At 56.7% G+C, this 21,685-nt stretch carries 22 protein-coding genes, 2 pseudogenes and 1 other annotated feature; of the genes and pseudogenes, 20 read left to right on the forward strand and 4 right to left on the reverse strand.

All coding sequences use genetic code 11. The annotated features are described in order from the left end of the window. Positions 1 to 301 precede the first annotated feature (301 nt). Both AC5QPF_RS24440 and AC5QPF_RS24445 read right to left on the reverse strand, forming a co-directional pair. Positions 302 to 583, reverse strand: a pseudogene (locus AC5QPF_RS24440) (PAS domain-containing protein); the annotation flags it as partial. Then, the gene (locus tag AC5QPF_RS24445; protein WP_494960263.1) at positions 555 to 1,490 is read right to left on the reverse strand and encodes a LysR substrate-binding domain-containing protein; all 936 of its coding nucleotides are present in this window, start codon (positions 1,488 to 1,490) and stop codon (positions 555 to 557) included. The gene AC5QPF_RS24445 and the pseudogene AC5QPF_RS24440, both read right to left, overlap by 29 nt. 1,240 nt (positions 1,491 to 2,730) lie before the next feature. Here AC5QPF_RS24445 and AC5QPF_RS24450 point away from each other — a divergent pair. Next, positions 2,731 to 2,988: pseudogene (locus AC5QPF_RS24450) on the forward strand (methyl-accepting chemotaxis protein); the annotation flags it as partial. Between the two features lie 33 nt (positions 2,989 to 3,021). Continuing rightward, on the forward strand, positions 3,022 to 3,438 hold the full coding sequence (locus AC5QPF_RS24455; RefSeq protein ID WP_494964242.1) for a CZB domain-containing protein: 417 nt from the start codon (positions 3,022 to 3,024) through the stop codon (positions 3,436 to 3,438). An 879-nt stretch (positions 3,439 to 4,317) separates the two neighbouring features. Here AC5QPF_RS24455 and AC5QPF_RS24460 read toward each other — a convergent pair. Continuing rightward, positions 4,318 to 5,528 (reverse strand): IS3 family transposase gene (locus AC5QPF_RS24460; RefSeq protein ID WP_494960264.1). Its coding sequence is split into 2 segments (ribosomal slippage): positions 4,318 to 5,261 and positions 5,261 to 5,528, totalling 1,212 coding nucleotides; the frame shifts between segments, so codons are not numbered across the junction. Then, positions 5,146 to 5,262 (reverse strand) — a sequence feature (AL1L pseudoknot). Its footprint overlaps the gene before it by 117 nt. A gap of 262 nt (positions 5,529 to 5,790) precedes the next feature. On the opposite strand from AC5QPF_RS24460, the gene AC5QPF_RS24465 reads away from it, so the two are divergent. The 8 genes from AC5QPF_RS24465 (at position 5,791) to AC5QPF_RS24500 (ending at position 11,941) form a co-directional block, all read left to right on the forward strand. Beyond that, a complete protein-coding gene (locus tag AC5QPF_RS24465) occupies positions 5,791 to 6,489 on the forward strand; it encodes a methyl-accepting chemotaxis protein (protein ID WP_110968595.1) in 699 nt (232 codons plus the stop codon). 10 nt (positions 6,490 to 6,499) lie between these two features. Then, a complete protein-coding gene (locus tag AC5QPF_RS24470; protein ID WP_110968410.1) occupies positions 6,500 to 7,258 on the forward strand; it encodes a TIGR03759 family integrating conjugative element protein in 759 nt (252 codons plus the stop codon). Next, positions 7,243 to 7,803 (forward strand): lysozyme family protein, encoded by a 561-nt coding sequence (locus AC5QPF_RS24475; protein WP_494960265.1) that lies wholly within the window; start codon positions 7,243 to 7,245, stop codon positions 7,801 to 7,803. Before AC5QPF_RS24470 ends, AC5QPF_RS24475 begins: the two co-directional genes overlap by 16 nt. Then, positions 7,800 to 8,330, forward strand: coding sequence for an integrating conjugative element protein (locus AC5QPF_RS24480; protein WP_225231595.1), 531 nt, complete (start codon positions 7,800 to 7,802; stop codon positions 8,328 to 8,330). The genes AC5QPF_RS24475 and AC5QPF_RS24480 overlap by 4 nt, the downstream gene beginning before the upstream one ends. Positions 8,331 to 8,365: 35 nt before the next feature. Beyond that, positions 8,366 to 8,587, forward strand: a complete 222-nt coding sequence (locus AC5QPF_RS24485; RefSeq protein ID WP_009402022.1) for a hypothetical protein — start codon at positions 8,366 to 8,368, stop codon at positions 8,585 to 8,587. Position 8,588: 1 nt separating this feature from the next. Then, positions 8,589 to 10,805, forward strand: coding sequence for a type IV conjugative transfer system coupling protein TraD (traD, locus tag AC5QPF_RS24490; RefSeq protein WP_494960266.1), 2,217 nt, complete (start codon positions 8,589 to 8,591; stop codon positions 10,803 to 10,805). A gap of 10 nt (positions 10,806 to 10,815) precedes the next feature. Further along, positions 10,816 to 11,565 carry a TIGR03747 family integrating conjugative element membrane protein gene (locus AC5QPF_RS24495; protein WP_494960267.1) on the forward strand — a complete coding sequence of 250 codons (750 nt, stop codon included), beginning with the start codon at positions 10,816 to 10,818 and terminating at the stop codon, positions 11,563 to 11,565. A gap of 70 nt (positions 11,566 to 11,635) precedes the next feature. Further along, on the forward strand, positions 11,636 to 11,941 hold the full coding sequence (locus AC5QPF_RS24500; protein WP_494960268.1) for a hypothetical protein: 306 nt from the start codon (positions 11,636 to 11,638) through the stop codon (positions 11,939 to 11,941). 63 nt (positions 11,942 to 12,004) lie between these two features. Here AC5QPF_RS24500 and AC5QPF_RS24505 read toward each other — a convergent pair whose 3' ends face one another. Further along, on the reverse strand, positions 12,005 to 12,931 hold the full coding sequence (locus AC5QPF_RS24505) for an Abi family protein (protein ID WP_494960269.1): 927 nt from the start codon (positions 12,929 to 12,931) through the stop codon (positions 12,005 to 12,007). Between the two features lie 626 nt (positions 12,932 to 13,557). On the opposite strand from AC5QPF_RS24505, the gene AC5QPF_RS24510 reads away from it, so the two are divergent. The 10 genes from AC5QPF_RS24510 to AC5QPF_RS24555 all read left to right on the forward strand — a co-directional run bounded on the left by AC5QPF_RS24510 (position 13,558) and on the right by AC5QPF_RS24555 (position 21,670). Next, positions 13,558 to 13,914, forward strand: coding sequence for an integrative conjugative element protein, RAQPRD family (locus tag AC5QPF_RS24510; protein WP_494960270.1), 357 nt, complete (start codon positions 13,558 to 13,560; stop codon positions 13,912 to 13,914). Further along, positions 13,911 to 14,150, forward strand: a complete 240-nt coding sequence (locus AC5QPF_RS24515; RefSeq protein WP_124320357.1) for a TIGR03758 family integrating conjugative element protein — start codon at positions 13,911 to 13,913, stop codon at positions 14,148 to 14,150. Before AC5QPF_RS24510 ends, AC5QPF_RS24515 begins: the two co-directional genes overlap by 4 nt. Before the next feature lie 66 nt (positions 14,151 to 14,216). Then, entirely contained in the window at positions 14,217 to 14,516 is a 300-nt protein-coding gene (locus AC5QPF_RS24520) for a TIGR03745 family integrating conjugative element membrane protein (protein WP_225231682.1), read from the forward strand. Positions 14,517 to 14,529: 13 nt separating this feature from the next. Next, the gene (locus AC5QPF_RS24525; protein ID WP_023048762.1) at positions 14,530 to 14,913 is read left to right on the forward strand and encodes a TIGR03750 family conjugal transfer protein; all 384 of its coding nucleotides are present in this window, start codon (positions 14,530 to 14,532) and stop codon (positions 14,911 to 14,913) included. Between the two features lie 8 nt (positions 14,914 to 14,921). Further along, the gene (locus AC5QPF_RS24530) at positions 14,922 to 15,572 is read left to right on the forward strand and encodes a PFL_4703 family integrating conjugative element protein (RefSeq protein WP_023628669.1); all 651 of its coding nucleotides are present in this window, start codon (positions 14,922 to 14,924) and stop codon (positions 15,570 to 15,572) included. Further along, positions 15,569 to 16,468, forward strand: coding sequence for a TIGR03749 family integrating conjugative element protein (locus AC5QPF_RS24535; protein ID WP_494960271.1), 900 nt, complete (start codon positions 15,569 to 15,571; stop codon positions 16,466 to 16,468). Before AC5QPF_RS24530 ends, AC5QPF_RS24535 begins: the two co-directional genes overlap by 4 nt. After that, positions 16,449 to 17,948: a TIGR03752 family integrating conjugative element protein gene (locus AC5QPF_RS24540; RefSeq protein WP_494960272.1), complete on the forward strand. Its 1,500-nt coding sequence runs from the start codon at positions 16,449 to 16,451 to the stop codon at positions 17,946 to 17,948. Before AC5QPF_RS24535 ends, AC5QPF_RS24540 begins: the two co-directional genes overlap by 20 nt. After that, positions 17,926 to 18,375: a TIGR03751 family conjugal transfer lipoprotein gene (locus AC5QPF_RS24545; protein WP_494960273.1), complete on the forward strand. Its 450-nt coding sequence runs from the start codon at positions 17,926 to 17,928 to the stop codon at positions 18,373 to 18,375. The genes AC5QPF_RS24540 and AC5QPF_RS24545 overlap by 23 nt, the downstream gene beginning before the upstream one ends. Next, positions 18,375 to 21,368, forward strand: a complete 2,994-nt coding sequence (locus tag AC5QPF_RS24550) for a conjugative transfer ATPase (RefSeq protein WP_494960274.1) — start codon at positions 18,375 to 18,377, stop codon at positions 21,366 to 21,368. Before AC5QPF_RS24545 ends, AC5QPF_RS24550 begins: the two co-directional genes overlap by 1 nt. Next, a complete protein-coding gene (locus AC5QPF_RS24555; RefSeq protein WP_494960275.1) occupies positions 21,365 to 21,670 on the forward strand; it encodes a death domain-containing protein in 306 nt (101 codons plus the stop codon). The genes AC5QPF_RS24550 and AC5QPF_RS24555 overlap by 4 nt, the downstream gene beginning before the upstream one ends. The last annotated feature ends 15 nt before the right edge of the window (positions 21,671 to 21,685 follow it).

The following is a 21,685-nucleotide window of genomic DNA, read 5'->3' on the forward strand; positions in this document are numbered from 1 at the left end:
CTTGCCTGGCGCATATCCACCAAGCCGAGGCCAGGAATAAGATAAATGTTATAGATAAGGCTGCTAGGCTCGGGAGTAATAGAGTCGCACCGCAGGCGACCATCCCAGCTATGATAGGCACTACATATCTGCACAGGATCACCATGAATTTACGCAGCAAAGGAATCGCAGGTTTCCCGATCAGCAAACGAGCATATAGCAGTTCAGCGCGCTCTATTTGTTTACGGGTAGGGTTGACCCTTACAGACTCATATCCGGTCAACCGGCCATCTTCCATGATTGGAGTGACGTAAGCGCTGACCCAGTAAAAATCACCGTTTTTGCATCGGTTTTTCACGACACCCATCCAACTTCTTCCCGACTGTAAATATGACCACATCTGCTTAAATACGGCTTCTGGCATGTCGGGATGCCTTACAATGTTATGGGGACTCCCTATCAGTTCTTCGCGACTGTATCCACTGATGGAGGCGAACTCCTCATTGCAATAGGTCAGATTCCCTTGAAGATCTGTAGCTGAAATCAAACGCTGACTTGAAGGGAAAACGCACTGGTTATTTGTGACGGGTAAGTTCTTCTTCATGATTAAATTCTAGATGGGAAGGCATTGATGGATAAACGTCGAATTCTTCGCTCCGTTGAAAGGCATAATCCATTACCACTCTAGCGCAGGCCGATAAGGCATGATGATTAGAGTAGACTGCGAACAAAGGCTCACCTTCAGCTATAAACTCAGGTAAAACCCGTATCAAAGAATTATTGTTAATCATACAAGAAGTATTCATTAACACGATTCCAACGCCATGCTCGGCGGCGTTAATCAGGGCTGGAATTGACCTAGTTTTCAATCTCTTGCATATAATAATCTCTTTGGCGCCGCTACCGTCCCGCCGTTTAATTTCAACGGAGCTTCCAGATGTACAGTGAAAGCAATCATGCATCTCCATTTCTTCAGGTCTTTCAGGAAGTCCATTTTCGGCAAGATACGAGGGACTCGCGTACAAACCCAACTCCGAACCACTCAGCCTCCTTATAATATAGCTTCCCTTTCTCGGCTCACCGAAGTGAAACATAAGGTCAATCCCTTCCTCTATGAGATTCTTTTCCTCATCTGAAACAATTATCTCAATCTCAAGTTCCGAGTGAACTTCTAACAATTTGCACAGGAAATCATTTTTCGGATAATTAAAGAAACCTGAAGGAACCTGCACTCTGACCTTCCCGGACACGTCATTGAGCGCAGACTGTAAAGAGTTTATTTTTAAATTTAAAATATCAATATGAGCACTACAACTGTCAAAAAGACGCTCACCATCGGCTGTGCACCGTAATGCTTGAGTCGACCGGAGAATCAACGACGTGCCAAGTCTCTTTTCGAGATTTATCAGTCGTCGACTTAACGTATTGGCTGGAACGGAAAGCTTTTTGCTCGCCTTTGACAAGCTTCCAGATCGCACGATCTCAACAAACAATGCCACATCGTTAAGCATTGGGATTCACTCTTAAATTCTTATCTTGAATCTTAAATCTATAGCAACCCGACATCTCACTTCTCATCAAACAAGGATAACTTATGTTTATTTTTTATAATGGCAATATGATATCTCACCATATGCTCTAGACGGAACTCACACTTTTGGATTGCAATCGTCCAGCAATGGAATAAGCGTGCACCTGCTAGACTTTTTTTTGGCGTCCAAAAAATGGCACTGCGCGTATTGGATCCAACCCCTGGATTTTACTTGATAGACTGGCTATTTTTGCTTGATAGAAATATACTATTTTGAAGGTATTGACATTAGCTTCGCAAGCGTTTCCAAACCGGAAATTAGGTTGGTTGCACCACTAGTTCAGATATTAATAGTTTATCGAGTATTCGGCAGTACCGTCTGTCTATGGAAAATGCTTTATATTCTCACTACATTAGCTTAATAGGAGGCTAGCCCCGGTTAATCCTAGTGTTTTAGTCAGATACTGAGAAGCCTTCTTGAAGTATCAACTCGTTATCGAAAGCATTTAAGGCGGAAGCAAAGAATATGCTTGAGAATATTGTGTATAGATATCTGAGCAATGAGACATTGGCGATCTCCCATATGAAAGCAGCCAAACCCTTGGCATTCTTATCCATTCAAGCATCGCGAACCAGGGCATCAAAGTATCATATATTGAATTCACCTTTATTTGTGGCAATATTCGCAATTGTATCAGGGCATTTGCCACTAGCATAATTACGCCAGCCAGCGACTTACTACCTTATTAGAAAATTTCATTCTTCGAAATCGGCTCATAACAAATTATTCAGCGATTACAGACAGGTGCAATATGAAGGCGTGGTGGAATAAGTCAGAAAATGAAAACAATGAAGTTCAGAGGTTGAAGCTAGCTCTGGAGATTGCGGATAAAAACCTTAATTCAGCCAATCAGCGTGCATTTGAAGCTGAGCAGCGAGTGGCCGAATATCAAGCGAGCAGTCAAAAATTTGCCAGCTTGGTCGCAAATCTTTCAACATTCTCCAGATCGTTGGAAATGACTCAATCTTCCTTCGCTAAATTGGCGGAGAGTATGGGACAAGAAAGGCAGCACGCTGTCCAAGCTCAGCTGATTTCCCAAGATAGCCGAAGCGCTATCGATTCCATTGCAATGAACTTGCAAACATTGGCCGGCTCCTCTGAAGAGGCGTCAGCGAAAGTTGGTCAACTTGATGAGCAAGCGCAGAAGGTTGGCGGCATCCTCCAGATTATTAAAGAGATAGCTGACCAAACGAATTTATTAGCCCTTAATGCTGCCATTGAAGCTGCGCGAGCGGGTGACGCGGGGCGAGGGTTTGCTGTAGTGGCTGATGAAGTGCGTAAACTGGCAAAGCGGACAGCAGAAGCCACCGCAGAAATTACAACTCTTGTAGGAAAAATTCGCTCAGATAGTTCAAATAGCCGCGATCAGATCGCTAATTTAGCTGAGCACTCCGCGGTGTTTAGCAAAGACGGCCAAGAGGCGGCTGACACCATGCGACGTCTTCTAGAAATGTCCGCCACCACCGAACGGACTGTTTCTGCCTCAGCGTTGCGTAGTTTCTGTGAGCTGGCAAAAATTGATCATCTGATCTATAAGTTTCGAGTTTATAAAGTACTATTTGGTATCTCCGACGAAAGCGAAAGTAGTTTTGCACTTCATACTCACTGTCGACTTGGTAAGTGGTACTATGAGGGTGCAGGTAAAAAAAGCTACTCTCAACTACCTGGCTATCGAGAAATTGAGACCCCACATAAAAGAGTTCATGATGCTGCTTTTGCTGCTCTAAAGGCGCACGCGTCGCGCGACTCAGACACGTTATCGAAAGAGGTCGCCGCTATGGAGGAAGCCAGTCTCATCGTGCAGGAATGCCTGGAGCATATGGCAACGTGTGGCGAAGTTGATCCTCGCCTTTTGCTGCTTCAGTGATTGTGCATGTCCACTTAAACTGTGATACGGCGCGAAATAAGACAATCAGACATTACCAACGTTATGATGACAACGTTCTCCACGATCTGGCACCGACGTGGGCCGGCAAGCATTACCAGCAGCGGGCCAGCGCGATACTGCTGGACATGGACGGGGCGCGGGACGAGGTGTTGCAACTGGCTGGCAGCACCTCGGGAACGTCACGGTCGGGCTTTCCACTGTTCCCCACATTGCCTTTCTACGAATAGTGCTTGAGCCGTTTAAGCAGCGTTATCCGGCCGTCAAGCTGACCATCCATGAGGGACTGTTATCGCGTATGCAGCAAGATCCGGAGTAGGGCGAAATGGACTTTTACATCGGTCCGATCACTGACCGGGTACACTTCAAGGCACTGGAAAAACCAGCGGCTGTGCATCAACAGGCTGCTGGTGTTTTCCGACGGGGCATCCGCTGCGCAATGCCAAGAATCTGGCCGAACTCACCGAGGCGCTGTAGGGGGGACACCGCCGTGTCCGAGGTAGCCGGGGCCGCACTGGCACCGCTGTTTCAAAAATACGGGCTGCCCGCACCGCCCGTTGTTTTCAGGCCACCGATAACGGCCGCTACATTCGTCGCATGCCAAAACGCAATCCCGATCGGACCACCACCATTTGCAAATCGTAATTTACGAACGTAAACTGAACGCACGTTGATGGTCCCTGTGAGGACTCGCAATTCAGACCCCTAATCTGGATTGCACAAAAACCGCCTCCCCTAAAGGCGGTTTTTTTTGCCTGCTGGAAAGTGAATCCAGTGTAACCCACAGATGGCTGGTTCTAAACATTCGGGGCAATCGTTCACTGAACCGCCCCGGGTATCGCGGAGGCTGTTCTGTTTGAGTCAGGCTGCAATTGGGCTTGTTGTCTGACTCTGTTCGTATAGTGCCTCAAACTCAGCCGGCGGCCTATTTCCAATCGGCTCCAGCAGGCGCTGATGGTTGAACCAAGCCACCCATTTCAGCGTTTCCCATTCCAAGCTTTCAACACTTTTCCATGGCCCTCGTTTGTGAATCAGCTCGGTCTTGTAAAGGCCATTGATGGTCTCTGCCATTGCGTTGTCGTAGCTGTCACCGGTATTGCCAACTGACGGCTCAATACCCGCTTCTCCCAGCCGTTCGCTGTAACGAATCGACAGATATTGCGAGCCTCTGTCGCTGTGGTGAACCAGTCGATGAGGCTCAGGCCGACGGGCGTGAAGGGCTTGTTCTAGTGCATCCAGAACAAACTCTGTACGCATGTGTCGGCTGACACGCCAGCCAACGATGAACCGTGAATAGACATCCACGATGAACGCGACATAGGCAAACCCCTGCCAGGTTGAAACGAACGTGAAGTCGGCGACCCAGAGCTGATTGGGGCGTTCAGCAGTGAACTGACGCTTTACCAGATCCCTGGGATTGGCATTGTCAGGATCCGCTTGTGTGGTTTTCACCGTTTTGCCCCGGGTCACGCCGCAAAGCCCCCTCTCACGCATCAACCGCTCCACTGTGCAGCGCGCTACTGCCTGATGTTCGCGATGCATCTGCCGCCAGATTTTCCTGGCCCCATAGACCTCGTAGTTTTCCTGCCAGACACGATGAATCTGTACGGCAAGTGCCTCGTCACGAATCGCTCGGGCAGAGCGCCGTGAGCGATCACGTAACCGTACAGCATGCCGCCGGTAAGCCGATGGAGACACTTGCAACACGCGGCACAGTGGCTCGACTCCAAAGCGCTGTCGATGCTCGTCGATCAGACGCCAGATCACTTCAAACGACGGTCGAGCTCCGCCTGGGCGAAAAAAGCGCTGGCGACCTTGAGGATCTCATTGGCTCGCTTGAGCTCACGAACCTCGCGCTCCAGCTCTTTGATCCGGGGATCAGCCGGGGCACTAGACGTTGCGGGGGAAGAGGCCTTGCGGATCCAGTTGCTCAAGGTCTGGGCTGTACATCCGATCTTGCTGGACACAGCCTCGATGGCTGCCCACTGAGAATCGTGCGACTCGCGGACTTCGTAGACCATCCGCACAGCACGCTCACGGACTTCGGGGGAAAATTTAGGTGGTTTTGGCATAGTGGCTCCAGTTTCTCAAAAGGTGGAGCCTCCGCGATACCCGGGGCGGTTCACACTGACCGTCAGCCGAAAAAGCCGTTTGTCCAGCACGCTCGCCTTGAGCGACCCGGGCTGCAAGAGTGGGTTTTCAGTCGCGGCGCTCACCAGCAGATGGCGGGCCCTTCGGCATCGATCAATAAATTCCACGCGGTCGGGCTAAGTATTTTCTGCTGAAACAGCATCATGGTTGCGCGAGGGTGTACTCGGCTTCGAGAGGACCCCCATGAAACTGCCGATCCGAAAATATCTGCCCATCGCCGCAGGATTGCTCATCCTGGGCGGCATCATCGCGTTCCAGCAATACCAGCTGTCGACCCTGTCTCGCGCTGTGAACGGAGCAGCAGAGAAAATTTCCATCGACGCACTCCAGAGCAGGGTGAGCACGATCGACGATCGTCTCGACACTGTGTCAGGCAAACCCCTGGTCACGATGGAAGACTTCCGTGTTAGCCAGCAAACACTCTCGAGCCGGATCGATGCAGTGCAAGCCACGGCAAAGCAGGCCCACGAAGCTGCAGTTGAAGCCACTCGCTCATCCGCGACTGCGGGGGATCTCCTGGTACTGAAAGCCGACCTTGAGTCACTTGACGGCAAACTGCAGAAAATGAGCAGGCCACAGGCCCAGGCAACTGCACCAGCTCCTAAAGCCTCCACTTCCAAACCGAAGGCGAAGCCCGCACCGGTTAAAGCCACGCCCATGCCGCAAGAGCCTCCGCCATTTCAGATGGTCGGTCTCGAATACCGGGGCGGCGAGCGCTTTCTATCTGTTGCCCCCACCGGTAGCACGCGACTGAGCCAGATCTACCTGCTTCGGCCAGGCGAAGTGGTCAGTGGCAGCACCTGGCGACTCAAGGCTGTAGATGAACGAACTGCAACCTTCGACGCCGGCGGCACAACCCGAACCCTGAGCATCCAGCCATGAGAAAAGCATCATGAATCTACCGATCGTTCGAGCCGTCGCCTGCGCCTGCGCATTTACTGCTGCGGGCATTGAGGCCGCGCCGCTTCCTTCCGCTGTAGGAGGAGGCGCCCCCAGTGTTCAACAGCTCACCAGCGAAAGCATCCTGTCGCAGGACAAGCTTCATGATAAAGCAGCGCAGGAGTGGGGCCTGACCTCCAAGGAATACGAGCGATATCAAGAGGTGATGCAAGGGCCTCGGGGGGTGTATTCGCCGGGGCTTGACCCGCTAACTGCACTCGGAATCGAAGCTCGATCGGATAGTGAGCGGCGCCGGTTTGCCGAGCTCCAGGTTCAGGCAGAGCGTCAACGAGTCGACAGGGAGCTCGCCTACCAGCGAGCCTACGATGAGGCGTACCAGCGTCTGTTCCCGGGCATCAATGCCATTGAGATTTCGGCCTCCCCTTCGGCCCGGTCCGGGTCCGGGAGCGGCCCAGCTCTGGAAGGTAACGGGCGAATGGCACTCTTCGTCAAAGACGACTGCCTGCCCTGCATCGACCAGGTCAAACGCCTGCAGGCGTCCCAGACGCCGTTTGACCTCTATTTCGTCGGCAGCCAGAACGACGATGAACGTATTCGCCGCTGGGCAATCCTCGCGGGTGTTGACCCGTCCAGCGTTAAAAGCCGACTGATCACACTCAATCATGACCAGGGTCGTTGGATTCGCCTCGGTCTCGGCGGCTCGCTGCCAGCGGCCGTGACGCAGGTGAACGGATCATGGCGCCGTCAATGAGTTGGTGGCAGCTCTGCCTGCTGCCGGTGCTACTGTTCGCCGGCAATGCGTGGGGCGTGGAAGATCCGCCACCAGCTTACAAGGCGATCGCCATAAGGCACGGGGTTCCACCGGTCGTGCTCTATTCAGTGGCGCTGCAGGAGAGCGGCACCCGACTTCGGGGTCAGCTTGTGCCCTGGCCGTGGACGTTGAATGTAGCGGGCACCGGCTATCGCTTCGCCACCCGCGCCGATGCTTGCAGAGCGCTGGTGATCGCAATTGCGACGGCTGGGCCCGCTCGAGTCGACGTGGGACTGGGGCAAACCAATATTCGCTCGAACGGGCATCGCTACAGCTTTCCCTGCGAAGGCCTGGACCCCTACAAGAACTTGGCGGTGACCGCCCAGATCCTGGCTGAGCAAAAGGCCAAGGGGGGAACCTGGATCGATGCTGCCGGGCGGTATCACCGCCCGGCCGGCGGCGCGCCGGCGGCAAAGTACCGTGGCTACTTCGCGAAACATCTCAGCCGGGTCACCGGCATCAATTTCGAGGTACGGACCCCATGACATATCCCCACGCCTGGCGGTCACACGTCTTGCAAGCCCTAGCCTTTGCGATAGTGACCAGTCTGGCCCTACCCACCAATGCTGACCAGCAAGCGGTGCTCACTGTAGTGGAGGACCGCGGCGGAGCATCGGCATTGCCCTACTACCAGGACATTGAGCCCGAGCCTGCGCACGCTCCCCCGGTTGTGACTGGTGTCCGGGCTGGTGGGGCTTTCCCGGTGTTGACTCCAGAACTGAGCCCGGGCCCAGTACAGGGACGGGTCATCAATGCAGCTGGTCTGCAGCCGATGTTCATCGTCGGGGATGATCCAATGTCGCAGGCCTGGCTCAAGCAGAAACTGCCGGCACTTCAAGGCCTGCAGGCAGTGGGACTCGCCGTGAATGTCGGCAACGCAGCACGACTGCAAGAGATCCGCCGCTGGGCTCCCGGGTTGCAAGTGATGCCCGTTCCTGCCAGCGATATTGCTGGTCGCTTGGGACTGCAGCACTACCCGGTGCTGATCACAGCCACAACCCTTCAGCAGTGAGAATCGGTATGCGCCCAACGCGACCTGTATCGCCGGTGTTCACGCTGATCATCAGCCATCCCCTGCACCGACCCGGCCGGGAGCAAATGATCGAGCAGGTCCGCCACGTGAGCGAGCTCTACGGTGCGCGCTTAACCGGGATCTCCGAGTTCAACGAACACGCATTCGCCCAGCGCCTGGCCGAACGGCTGACTCCGGACCAGGTCGAGGCAGCACGCGCTGAAGCCGACGCCCTAACCTACACCTCGAGGACGTGAGATGGCGACATACACCCTTGAATCTCTGCTCCGCCCCCCGGTAGAACTATTCACCACTGCCGTCTGCTATGTAGCGGCTGCACTCTGCATTGGCGCACCCTGGGCTTTCGCCCTGACACCACTGTTCGGGATTGTCGCCGCCCTGGGTTTTATCTACCTGGGCACCATTCGGCTCCTGCAGGCGCGGAGGGTCCTACGCTACCAGGCGAATCTACGGCGGCTTCCCCACTACACCATGACCAGCGCTGAAATGCCGATCAGCAACGAGCGCTTGTTCATCGGTCGTGGATTCCGGTGGACACAGAAGCACACGCAACGCCTGGCCGACACCTACCTTCCCCAGTTCGCGGCCTACGTCGAGCCGACGAACCTCTATATGCGTGCGCGCTGGATGGAGGAACGTCTGGAGTTCGCCCCCTTTCCACTGAAGCTAATCACCAAGGTCACTGGCTGGGACTCCAACTGGAACCCCGCCAGGCCACTGCCACCCGTGGGTGGCCTGCCCAGACTGCATGGAATCGAGCCTGATGAACAGAACGTTAGCCTGCCTCTCGGTGAGCGCGTGGGCCATACATTGGTGCTGGGAACCACACGGGTAGGTAAGACTCGGCTGGCTGAGGTCTTCATCACGCAGGACATTCGCCGAACGCATCGACGTGGGCCGCGAGTCCGTATGGGGCGCCGGAGCCAAACTTCCCATCGCTGGAGCCGGCGCCGGCGTGCAGAGGCACAGGCCGACCACGAGGTTGTGATCGTCTTCGATCCGAAAGGTGATGCGGATCTGCTCAAGCGCATGTACATCGAATGCAAGCGCGCGGGGCGCCTCGACGAGTTTTATGTGTTTCACCTGGGCTGGCCGGACATTTCCGCGCGCTACAACGCCATCGGCCGCTTTGGTCGGATCAGCGAGGTCGCCACCCGTATCGCTGGCCAGCTCTCCGGCGAGGGCAATTCTGCTGCGTTCCGGGAGTTCGCCTGGCGATTCGTCAACATCATCGCGCAGTCATTGGTCGCCCTCGGCCGCCGCCCTGACTACGAACAGATCCGCCGACACGTCATCAACATCGATGAGCTATTCATCGAATACGCCCAGAAGTACTTCGCAGAACATGATCCGAAGGCCTGGCAAGCCATCGTTGAAGTTGAAGGCAAGATCGATCGGAAGAACCTGTCTTTTGCTATGAAAGACCGCCCGCTGCGCGTCGTGGCTATCGACATGTACTTGACCCAGAAACGCATCAACGACTCGGTCATGGATGGCCTGCGCAGCGCCGTGCGCTACGACAAGACCTACTTTGACAAGATCGTTGCATCCTTGTTACCACTCCTGGAGAAGCTCACCACTGGTCGTATCGCTGAACTCCTCGCACCTGATTACCTGGATCTCGCTGACCAGCGACCGATTTTCGACTGGATGCAAGTGATTCGGAAGCGTGCGGTTGTCTACATCGGTCTCGACGCGCTGTCCGACACCGAGGTTGCCGCGGCGGTGGGCAACTCGATGTTCAGCGACTTGGTCTCCGTCGCTGGCCACATTTACAAGCATGGCATCGATGATGGCCTGCCAGGCCATATGGCCGGTGGCAAGGTTCGCATCAACCTCCACGCTGACGAGTTCAACGAACTGATTGGGGACGAGTTCATCCCGATGGTGAACAAAGCTGGCGGCGCCGGCATGCAGGTCACCGCCTATACCCAGACCATGAGCGACATCGAGGCGAAGATTGGCTCGAAAGCCAAGGCCGGCCAGGTGATCGGTAACTTCAACAACCTGTTCATGCTACGCGTCCGTGAGACTGCAACTGCCGAGCTGCTGACCAACCAGCTGCCCAAGGTGCAGATCTACAACAGCACGCCGGCAAGCAGTGCGAACGACTCGGTCAACGGCAAAACAGCATTCACGTCGAGCTCCCATGACCAGGTGCAGTTGGCGAGCGTACCGATGATTGAGCCAGCCCACGTGGTCGGGCTACCCAAAGGACAGGCCTTCGCGCTCATTGAGGGGGGGAACCTCTGGAAGGTGCGCATGCCGCTTCCCGCGAACGACCCAGATGAGGTCATGCCCAGCAACCTGCAGGACCTCGCGGCCGGCATGCGGCGATCGGCGGCGTCCTCGAGCGATTGGTGGGAAGCCCCTGGCTATCAAGAGCTGAAATCAGCTTTGCCCGAAGACCTGGTTGAAGATTTCCGCCAGGTGGCCACCGATGATGCAGCTTGAGGTGTAGCCAATGGCAGATGACGTTTCAAAGAAGGCCGAACAGCAGCAAGAGCGGCAGGAATCGCTGTTCAGCAAGATCTTCTGGTTCCCTATCACCTTCATCGGTGTGATGTTCAGCTCGCTATTCCTCGCCATCGTGGTCGACTGGGTATGCCTGTACTTCTTCTGGCCAGAGGCCGGGTGGCGGCACGGTCAGCAAATGCTGGTCAGCGAGATCAGCTGGTTATCCAAGGGGCTGGTCCATAGCGCTATCGTCCAGGAGCCCGGGCGTACCGCGACCTGGCTGGTCACCGAAGCTTACGATTGGCTGGTCGTGAAGACCGGGATGCTTAGCTGGGTCCAGGGCATGGAGTCGATCGCTCAAGCCGGTCCCCGCAACGAGTTGGACATGCGCTATTGGGCAGCGCAGAGCGTCACAACTGTACAGAACTACGCCTTGGCGGCCCTTTTCACCGTCCTGGTATTTTGCGTCCGCTTGGTCGTGCTGTTGATGACGGTACCGCTTTTTGCCATGGCCGCACTCACAGGCCTGGTCGACGGTCTGGTCCGGCGCGACCTCCGTAAATTCGGTGCCGGTCGAGAGTCCAGCTACCTGTACCACAAGGCCCGGGCAACGATGATGCCGTTGGCCATTTTCCCTTGGACTTTCTATTTGGCGCTCCCGATCAGCATCAGCCCCATGCTGGTGCTACTCCCCTGCGCTGCCTTGCTCGGCGTGTCCGTGAGCATTACGGCCGCGAGCTTCAAGAAGTATTTGTGAGGAAGAGTACGTCGACGCTCTCGCCCTTGGGGCGCGTCAAGTGCGCGGCTGATTAAACAAAGGAGTCTCTATGAGCAAGAAATTCGAACACCACGCTGAGTACGTCGCTATCCCATTCAAAAACACGACCAGCGGCGCTTGGATCTTCAAGAGCACGGAGCAGACGTTGGAGCCCGATATTGTCTCTCTTCTGGCGGAGGAAGAGCCACTGCAGAAGAAGATGCTCGAACTCGGCGCCGCCGGTTGGGAGCTCGTCAGCACACAGCCCGTTTGTCGAGGGGAGATCAAGGTGGGCAATCAAAATGCCCAGGCATGGTCCTACGGCTTTCCTATGCCAGTCGGATATCTGCTCTTTTTCAAGCGCGAGATAGCTTGAATCCCACCTTGAAACCAGGAACTCATGGGACCGCAGCCACCGTGCCGCTAACCAAGCAGAGCGTTAAATCCCAAAGGCGGCACGTGGAAATCCAGTTTCGGCTGGAAGACCAAGCGAGACGAACGTGCATCCTGGTAACCCCGGTTTGCTGTCAACCAGATCCGCAACCTTTCTGATCCAGTCCGAGCTAGGCGCGAGCTGCTTGAGCAAGAACCAAATAATGGATACCAAACCGTAAAGCCTGGCCAACGCATTGCCGTCCAAATTCAAGGCTGCAAAATAGGGGTCTGCAGGGAGAGCAGATAATGGGTTAGCCGCAACCTGGTTCCAGATCCGGGTATGATGAGCGCAACGATTTCGCAGTAAGTTGATCGCCTGCAACCAGCGGGCGAAAATCTTGGCATCAGTCAAACCAAACCTTGAAAGGATCTGATTCTGGTAGGTCCCTTTGAGCATCTCAAAATAACGAGACAGCGCACCAAAATCCCACGCCTCCACAGCAACCCAGAAAGGAATGGGTCTACCTGTACGACGGTGCCATTGAATGGAATCCTCGGTACTCCTATCCAAGAGCTTCTGTTGGTTCAACGTCCACTCGTTCCAGGTATTTCGAGGATTTCCGCGCGAGTCGACGAAGTTTTTTGCATATTTAGGGACGATATAGCTGACGTCTATATACGCCATCGGGTCGTGGTAACCAACAACGTGGGCTATAACCGTTTTCAGGTTGACTTCCAACCGTTCGATCGCATCCAGCATCAGAAGCCGAAGGTCCTTATCGAACCTGTACAGACTTACAACGTCGTCAAAAGAGGTACCTGCTGCAAACACATCCTGCCGAAGCGGCTTGCTGGTGATCGGACAAATCTTCGCCTGGTTGGTCACCGTATCGACATCGAACTCGCGTGCGGGATACCAGTATCCGCTTAGGCGGTAGTAGCCCAGCTGAGCCAGCTTGCGCTCGGCTCGAACCGTATCGGCGACGTGCATCCTGCGCTGCTGGATGAGAGCCACGAGATCTGTATAGGTTCGAAAAGGTTTCGGAGCCAGCAAAATCCATTTCCCAGAAATAAGAAGGCCCGAACGTAATGCCGGACTAAGCCAGCACCAGAGGATCGGGCGCGATTGAGATCATCATGCCAATCGTACCATTCGCCGTCAACCAAAATCGGTTGACGAAAAATTACGTCGAAATCGACGCAGAAACGGTGCCCCAAAAGCAGTCGCATTCGTGGCCGAGTTTTCAATGGGCTTAGTCAAGCGCCAGAGGCCACTACTACCTTAACCGTGAAGCCGGAGCAGGAACACATTGGCTCGCTTGATCATATCGACTAGCTCCGCTGAGCTCACCAGCCCATCAGCATGCAGTTGCTCCGCTGCCTGGATGGCATTGTCGTAGCACGACTCATCCCGGAAATTGACGCCTAGGTAGTCCGCTATCCACTCACGGAGTTTCGGTGATTGTGGTTTTCGATGCGGCATCTGACCTCCTCAAACGCGCAAGACTTTTCTTACCGCAAAAAATTCTACGACACCCAGATAAGTATTTCTTAAGGCGAGCCAGCCCACGGCCTCGGCATCCTGACGCCCACAGTCAGTCTTGCCAGAGCCCAGCCGTGAACATGCCATTCCTCCTCCTTGCATCTCCTCGCCGAATCCTGATTGGCGCGCTGATCAGCGTCAGCGGCGGCTTTTCCCTCATGCCCAATGCCCAAGCGGCCGGCGCATCAGAACAGGCCAACATCGAGGTGATGATCCGTCAGCTGAATGCCCTGGAGGACTCGGCGCGGCGCAGCGCCACAATCGCCAGCGAACCTGGTCAGCGCTACCACTTCGACTATGAGCGTCTGGCCGGCGACATCCAGCGCGTCCGCCAGGGCCTGCAGGAGTACCTGACCCCAAGCCGAGCACAGCCTCGGGATCCTGCAGAGCTAGCGGGCAAATACACCCTCACCGGCGGGCGTATCCCATGAGCATGAGCGGCACTCAAGTCGCAGCCTTCAACGCTGCGAGCGGCATAACGCCTCAGGCCAGCACCGTACTGTTCGTAGGTACCGTCATCGCACTGTCGACCCTCTGGGGTGCCTGGGCGCTGTACAGCATCTATCGGGGCTGGGCGACTCAGAACATTGACAAACACATCGCAGGATCGTCGACCGTCCGGGTCATCGTCTTGCTGCTGATCCTTTCCGCACTCGTTCTCAGCTAGCCAAGGAGCTAACCGATGTCTATCCGCACCATCACTAAGTCACTCACAGGCGCCGCCGCATTGATCATGGGCCTGCACCCAGTCATTGCCGCCGCAGCCTTACCAGGAGCACAAGCCCCGACACGCGGCGAGGGAACGAGCTGGCTGCAGACCATCCAGAACTACGGTTACGACGGTTTCATGCTGATCGGGCTCTTCTTGCTCGGAGGCATGATGGTGGGGGTCGCCTCCCATGCCTATGGCGTATACCACGACATCCACGAGGGTAAGAAAAAGTGGCGAGACCTGGGGCTCACCGCCGTGGTCGGGATCTGCCTGATCGGCGTTGGCATCTTCATGGTCACCAAGGCTACTGGCGTCCTCTAACTGGTGATGCGATATGGCTGAGACCACTTACCTGAAGGACGGAACGCTCGACTTCCTTCCACACAACCTCAACAGGCAGCCCATCGTCATGGGCGGCCTCACTGCTGATGAAATGTGGGGAACGGTCGGCGTTTGTGGGGGAGCCGGAGTGATCCTGGGCATCCCTGTGTCGTTCTTGTTCGGCAACCCAGCTCTCTTTATCGCTTGCGCGCTTGTAGGTGGAGCTCTGGGCTTGACCGTGGCAAGCCGGATCCTCCGGAAGATGAAGCGCGGCCGGCCGGATACATGGTTTTACCGCCAGCTCCAGTTCTACAAAGCTCAACACCTCCCCTTCCTCGGTGGCCCCCAGTTGGTCATCCGGAAGGGTGCGTGGACATGCCGTCGTACAGGAAAGTAGGGATCTTCATGAGTTTTCGAAAACGAGTGGATGCTCAGCAGGCACACATTCTCAGCTTGCGAATCGCGGTCATTGTGCTGGGCGCAGTCAGTCTTTTCGCGTTCTACGGCTGGCACAAAGCCCCAGAAGACCTGACCGTGCATGTGCCGCCGGACCTCCGCTCCGGCAGTACTCGCAAATGGTGGGAGGTACCACCAGAAAACGTCTACGCATTCGGGTTCTATATCTTCCAGCAGATGCAGCGGTGGGAGAAGAACGGAGACGACGACTACCAAGACAACATCGAGCGCTTGGCCTCCTACGTGACCCCTGGCTGCAAGGAATACCTGCAGAAAGACTACGAGATGCGCCGTAACGCCGGTGAGCTGCGCCGCCGTGAGCGGAATGTCTCAGAGATCCCGGGCCACGGATTGACCGACCCTGGCGTGCTGCGCGTGGAAGAGATCGGAATCAACGACTGGACAGTCAACCTGGATCTGCTCGCTGACGAGTCAGTGAACGGCGAGCGGGTCAAGCGTGCAATGACCCGCTACCCACTGTCCATCGTCCGGGCGGACGTCAATCCTGAAAAAAATCCGTTCGGGTTGATGTGGAACTGCTACGCCTCCAACCCGCAACGCATCGAAGTTGACCTGCAAGCCGCCGGGGTGAAGCCATGAATCTACGCACCTGGTTCCTTGCTCTGGGCCTCCTCGCAGCTGCCGATGTGAAAGCAGTTGAGCTGCTGCAGTGGGACCGTATTCCCATGGCAGTCCCGCTGATTGTCGGGCAAGAGCGCATTGTGTTCGTCGACCAGAATGTGCGCGTAGGCATGCCTCCGGAGCTTGTTGGCCATCTGCGGGTCCAGAGCACCGGCGGCGCCATCTACCTGTTGGCCAGCCAGGAAATTCCACCGACCAGGCTGCAACTGCAAAACGTGACAACCGGCGAGATCATGCTCGTCGATATTGCTGCGACACCTGCGACAGAGGGACAAGCCAAGCTTGAACCCGCGAAGATCATCGCCGGTACGGCCCCCTCCACCTACTACGGCGATACCACCTCCACACGCGCTCCGACGAAGCGATCCTCGACGTCTGCACCGTCGGAGGAGGACGATGTTCCGCCCGCACCCCGCCATGAAACGCCAGCGCCTGTGGCTCTCACGCGCTATGCGGCACAAATGCTGTACGCCCCACTTCGAACCGTTGAGCCAGTCACCGGCATCAGCCAGGTGCGTGTTGATAGAGGCATGGACCTGAGCACCTTGTTGCCAGTGTTGCCAGTGGAGGCATCGGTGCTGGGGGCTTGGCGCCTCGACAACAGTTACGTCACAGCAGTCAAGCTGAGGAATCTGAGCGCCCAGCAGTTGACGATGGATGCAACAGAACTGATGGGGAACTTCACCACAGCAACATTCCAACACCCGTACCTTGGGGCTCGCGGAAACGCCAGCGATACCACCACGCTATACCTGGTCACCCAAGGCAAAGGACTGAAAGACGCCTTGCTACCGTCCTCGGTCAGCCAAGTTGATCCGAAAGCAGGAGGGCGCCGTGGGCAGTCTAAAAAGTAATCCACTCCTCAAGTACCTGCTCATACCGGTGCTCGTCATCGCGCTCATCATCCTGTTCAAGGGGGTGAGTAAAAAAGAAGAGGTGAAGGATTCGGAAGAAAAACCGATCCTCATCGGAAGCGACACCGCGCGCAAGCTAGGGGTGGATGGTGATACCCCTGCCGACACCCTCCGCACCGTTGTCGCCGAAAGCCGGGAGGTGAAAGACCAGATCGCAAAGGTGCTGACCGACAACAAAGAACTCAAGGACCAGAACGCAGAGCTCCAACTCCGGCTCTCGCGCATAGATCAAAATGTCGACAGCAAGCTAAATGACGCGAAGGGTGAGCTGCAGGAGCAGGTGAAGAACCAGAGCCTAGGCCTGCTGGACCAGTTCCAGCGTCAGTTGGATAACCTGTCGCAGAATCCCAATGCCGCTGGGCAGGACCTCCCCATTGGGCTAGGAGTGCAACCAGGTGACGGTGCGGGTTTCGACAAAGCGACGAAGTCCAGTGGACTTGTGTGGGTTGAGCCAACCGATGCCACTGCCGTGGATGCTAGCGGTAAACCCCTTCAGCCCGGCTCCCCCCAGGCAGCCAGCGGCTTCAATTTTCCCACCAGTTTTGGCAGCACCCTGGACAAAGGCCAGACCGTTCTCAGCGCAACGGCGCAGAACGTCGGTGCTGAGATGTCTCCCCAGGATGCCCGCAAGCAAGTGCGCAAAGCCTATACCCTGCCTCAGAACTCGACCCTGATGGGGTCGGTAGCCATGTCAGCGCTCATTGGCCGCGTCCCGATCGATGGAACAGTCAATGACCCCTTCCCATTTAAGGTTTTGATCGGTCCGGACAACCTAACCGCCAACGGCATTGATCTCCCTGACGTCGTCGGTGCCGTCGCCAGTGGGACCGCATCGGGCGACTGGACACTGTCCTGCGTGCGCGGGCAAGTCCGAAGCCTGACCTTCGTGTTCGCCGACGGCACGGTTCGATCGTTCCCTGCCCCGGCTGAGGAAGCCAACGGTAGCCAGAACAACAATCAGAACAGCAGCAACGGGAACGGGCAGCCGGCGATCCAAGGCGGACTCGGCTGGATTAGCGATTCCTACGGCATCCCCTGCATCTCGGGCGACCGCCGATCAAACGCTAAGGAGTATTTGACCAACCAATCCCTGGTGACGGCCGCGGGCGCGGGCATCGCCAAACTGTTGAAGACCGATGAGCAAAATAGCTCGACATCCTTCAGCAGCGGAGGAACGTCATTCGGGACCACGGGCTCCTCGGGGAACTCAGCCATGGGCGCGATCCTCACCGGCGGGGTCAGCGACATCCGCTCCTGGATGAACAAGCTCTACGGCGAAGCCTTCGCCGCCGTGTACGTCCAGCCCGGGGCGAAGGTCGCCGTCCACTTGGACCAGCAGCTCGCCATCGACTACGAGATCAAAGGCCGCAAGGTCGATTACAACGCCGGAGCCAACCATGTATCCGCAAACTTGGACTAAGCCCCACCTCCAGGCCGGGGCCTGGCTCGTGCTCGCCCTCATTCTCGGCGGATGCACGACTGACAAAGACGAACTGCTGCCCCACGGGGAAGCCAACATGATGGACGTCTGGCAACACGGCACGTCTGGCGGGAGCTCTGGCAGCTCCAACAGCAGAACGCTGCTGGATGCTCGCCAAGAGCTTCGTCGGCCGCTCGATGAGGCGCAGGTGGTTCGCCAGCAGGCAGGTGCTGACACCTTCACTCGCACGCCCCAGAACGAGATTTACAGCCAGTTCAAGCGCCTGCCGAACCCTGACCTGGTGATGTACGTGTTCCCGCACCTGGCTGGTACGGATCCGGTTCCAGTCCCGGGTTACACCACGGTGTTCCCGATGTATCAACGCGTGCAGTACGCCATGCCAGGCGAGCGTACGGAGGAGTACTGATGCAGTTCATCAGCAAATTGCTGGGCAAAGGCTCTGCAATGCCCATAGAGCCCGTGCTCGGCCAGACGGCGACCGAACACGAGCCAATCGACGACCGTCCCGCAACGGTTAGTAAAGCCGTCAACGAGGAGGACCGCCTGGCTGCGAATGACCGGTACATCGCCCGCCTGGAGTCGATGGGCATCCCTTCCCCTATCGACTGGCAAAACCCTAAACGTCGGCCGGCGACGAAAGCTGACGTGTCGCGCATGTACGAGGTCAACCCGTCGTTCGTTGACATGCTGCCATGGGCTGAATATCTGCCCGAGGAAGAAGCCATGCTCCTCGAGGATGGCATCTCCAGGGCCGCGTTCTTCGAGCTGGTCCCGATCGGCACCGAGGGGCGTTCCGACAACTGGCTTCAACAAGCCCGAGATGCGTTGCAGGGTGTACTGCAGGACAGCTTCGACGAGCTGGAAAGCTCCCACTGGGTAGTCCAGCTCTACGCCCAGGACGAAACAGACTGGGGTGACTACCTGCAAAGACTCCAGGCCTACGTCCAGCCGCGGGCTGAGAACACGGATTTCACCAGGTTGTACCTCGCGCTGTTCCGCCACCACCTCGAGTCCATCTCCAAGCCGGGTGGGTTGTTCGTCGACACTGCAGTCAGCAATCTCCCGTGGCGTGGGCAGACCCGGAAAGTCCGCCTGGTGGTGTACCGCCGGGTAAAGAAACAGGACCTCGTGGTTCGCGGACAGGATCCTGCCGCCTACCTCAAGTCAATCTGCGATCGTCTCAAGGGATCCCTGGCCAACGCCGGCGTTACAACCAAACGCATGGATGGCCACGCGATCAAGCGCTGGCTCGTGGGTTGGTTCAATCCACACCCAGATCATCTGGGCACGACCGATCGCGATATCCGTCGATTCTACGACACGGTCTGCCAACCACCACGCGAGCTCGACGAGGGTGAGCTGCCGGTGGCCAGCGGTACCGACTTTTCGGAGAATTTGTTCTTCCGAGAACCGCGCTCGGATGTCGACAGTGGCCTTTGGTCGTTCGACGGCATGCCGCACCGAGTTGTGATCCTCGATCGCCTGAAAAATGCCCCCCTTACTGGGCACCTGACCGGTGAGACCAAGCAGGCAGACTCATTGAACTCGCTGTTCGACCGCCTGCCTGAGGATACCGTGCTGTGTATCACCATGGTGCCGACCCCGCAGGATCTGCTGGAAGGGCATCTTGAACAACTCTCCAGGAAGGCCATCGGCGACACCCAGGCATCCAGCCACACCCGGGATGACGTTCAAACCGCACGGACCATCCTCGGGCGCAAGCACAAGCTCTACAGGGGCAGTGTTGCGTTCTTCCTGCGTGGGCAGGATAAAGCCGTGCTCGAGGAGCGCACTACCAGCTTGTGCAACGTCCTGCTCGGCGCCGGCATGCAGCCAGTCCAGCCACAGGACGAGGTAGCGCCCCTGAACAGCTACCTACGGTGGTTACCCTGCAATTTCGACCCGAATGAAAACCGCGCTCTGGACTGGTACACCCAGCTGATGTTCACCCAGCACATCGCGAATCTGGCGCCGGTATGGGGGCGTTCCACTGGCACAGGCAACCCAGGTTTCACGCTCTCCAACAGGGGTGGAGCGGCGCTGACCTTCGACCCGTTGAACAAGCTCGATCGCCAGATGAACGCGCACCTGTTCTTGTTTGGTCCCACCGGCGCGGGTAAGTCTGCAACAGCCAACTACCTGATCATGCAAGCCATCGCACTGTACCGCCCAAGGTTCTTCATCATCGAGGCCGGCAACAGCTTCGGCCTGCTGGGGGATTTCGCCAAGCGGCTCGGTTTGACCGTCAACCGAGTGCGGCTCGCCCCAGGCAGCGGCGTGAGCCTTGCCCCGTTCGTAGACGCGGTGCAACTCGTCAAAAACAAGGACCAGGTCAAGGTCCTGAATGCCGCGGACGTGGATGCTTCCGATCAACACCTCGCCGACGCCATGGCGGGGCTCGAGGACGACCAGCGGGATATCTTGGGCGAACTTGAGATCACTGCCCGACTGATGATCACAGGCGGCGAGTCCAAGGAAGATGCTCGGCTCACTCGGGCTGACCGCAGTGCTATCCGCCAGTGCATCCTCAACGCGGCCGAGCTGTGTGTCAGCAAGAACCGGCCAGTGCTCACTGAAGATATCAGCGCAGCACTCCAAGCGATGGCCAGCAACGACAAGCTCCCTGAAAGCCGGCGCAACCGACTCATGGAGATGGCCGAAGCCATGGGGATGTTCACCATGGGTACGGAAGCCGAGATGTTCAACCGTCCTGGTACCGCCTGGCCGGAAGCTGACATCACGATCGTAGACTTAGCCACTTACGCGCGTGAGGGCTATCAGGCCCAGATGGCCATCGCCTATATCTCACTGCTGAACACCATCAACAACATCGCAGAGCGTGACCAGTTCAAAGGTCGACCACTGATTGCCTTCACCGACGAAGGCCACATTCCATTGAAGGTCCCACTGCTCTCCCCGTACTCGGTCAAGATCACCAAGATGTGGCGAAAACTGGGTGCCTGGTACTGGATGGCGACCCAAAACGTCGACGACATCCCCCCAGAAGCATCGGCGCTGCTGAACATGATCGAGTGGTGGATCTGCCTGAACATGCCACCAGACGAGGTGGAGAAGATCGCGCGCTTCCGTGAGCTCACGCCGGCACAGAAGACGATGATGCTCTCGGCAAGGAAGGAGAACGGCAAGTTCACCGAGGGCATCGTCCTGGCCAAGCGGATCGAGATGCTGTTCCGGGTAGTGCCGCCCAGCTTGTGCCTCGCCTTGGCCATGACCGAGCCAGAAGAAAAGCGGCAACGTTATGAAACCATGCAAGCGCTCGGCTGCGACGAATTACATGCCGCGCTGCAGGTCGCCGCGGACCTGGACCGCAAACGCGGCATCACCCCCTTCCCCATCACCTTTCCCGAACAAAAAAAGGCCGTGGAGCGCGTGGCATGAGAGTCATGAATACCCTGACCCAGAACATCATTGATAACCTGACCCAACTGCTCAAAGAGCCCGGACACGACACACTGCAGTCGCTGTCAGTTTGCGCCCCCGTGCTCATTGACGAGCTGCAACAGATCAAAAATAACGCCCTCGATCGTCGCGACATCATTCCACTGGTTCAGTGCGTGTTGGATGAATGGCTGAAACAGCATCCCCAACCTGAGGGGGCAATCCAGGATCTCCAAGTCGCATTGCAGAATCTCGGTCGCTCTGGAGCGCATCCTGATGATTTCGGGGGGAAGCATGCCTAAGCTTAGGCCCAACCT

The organism is Pseudomonas sp. Con_6 (assembly GCF_059379395.1).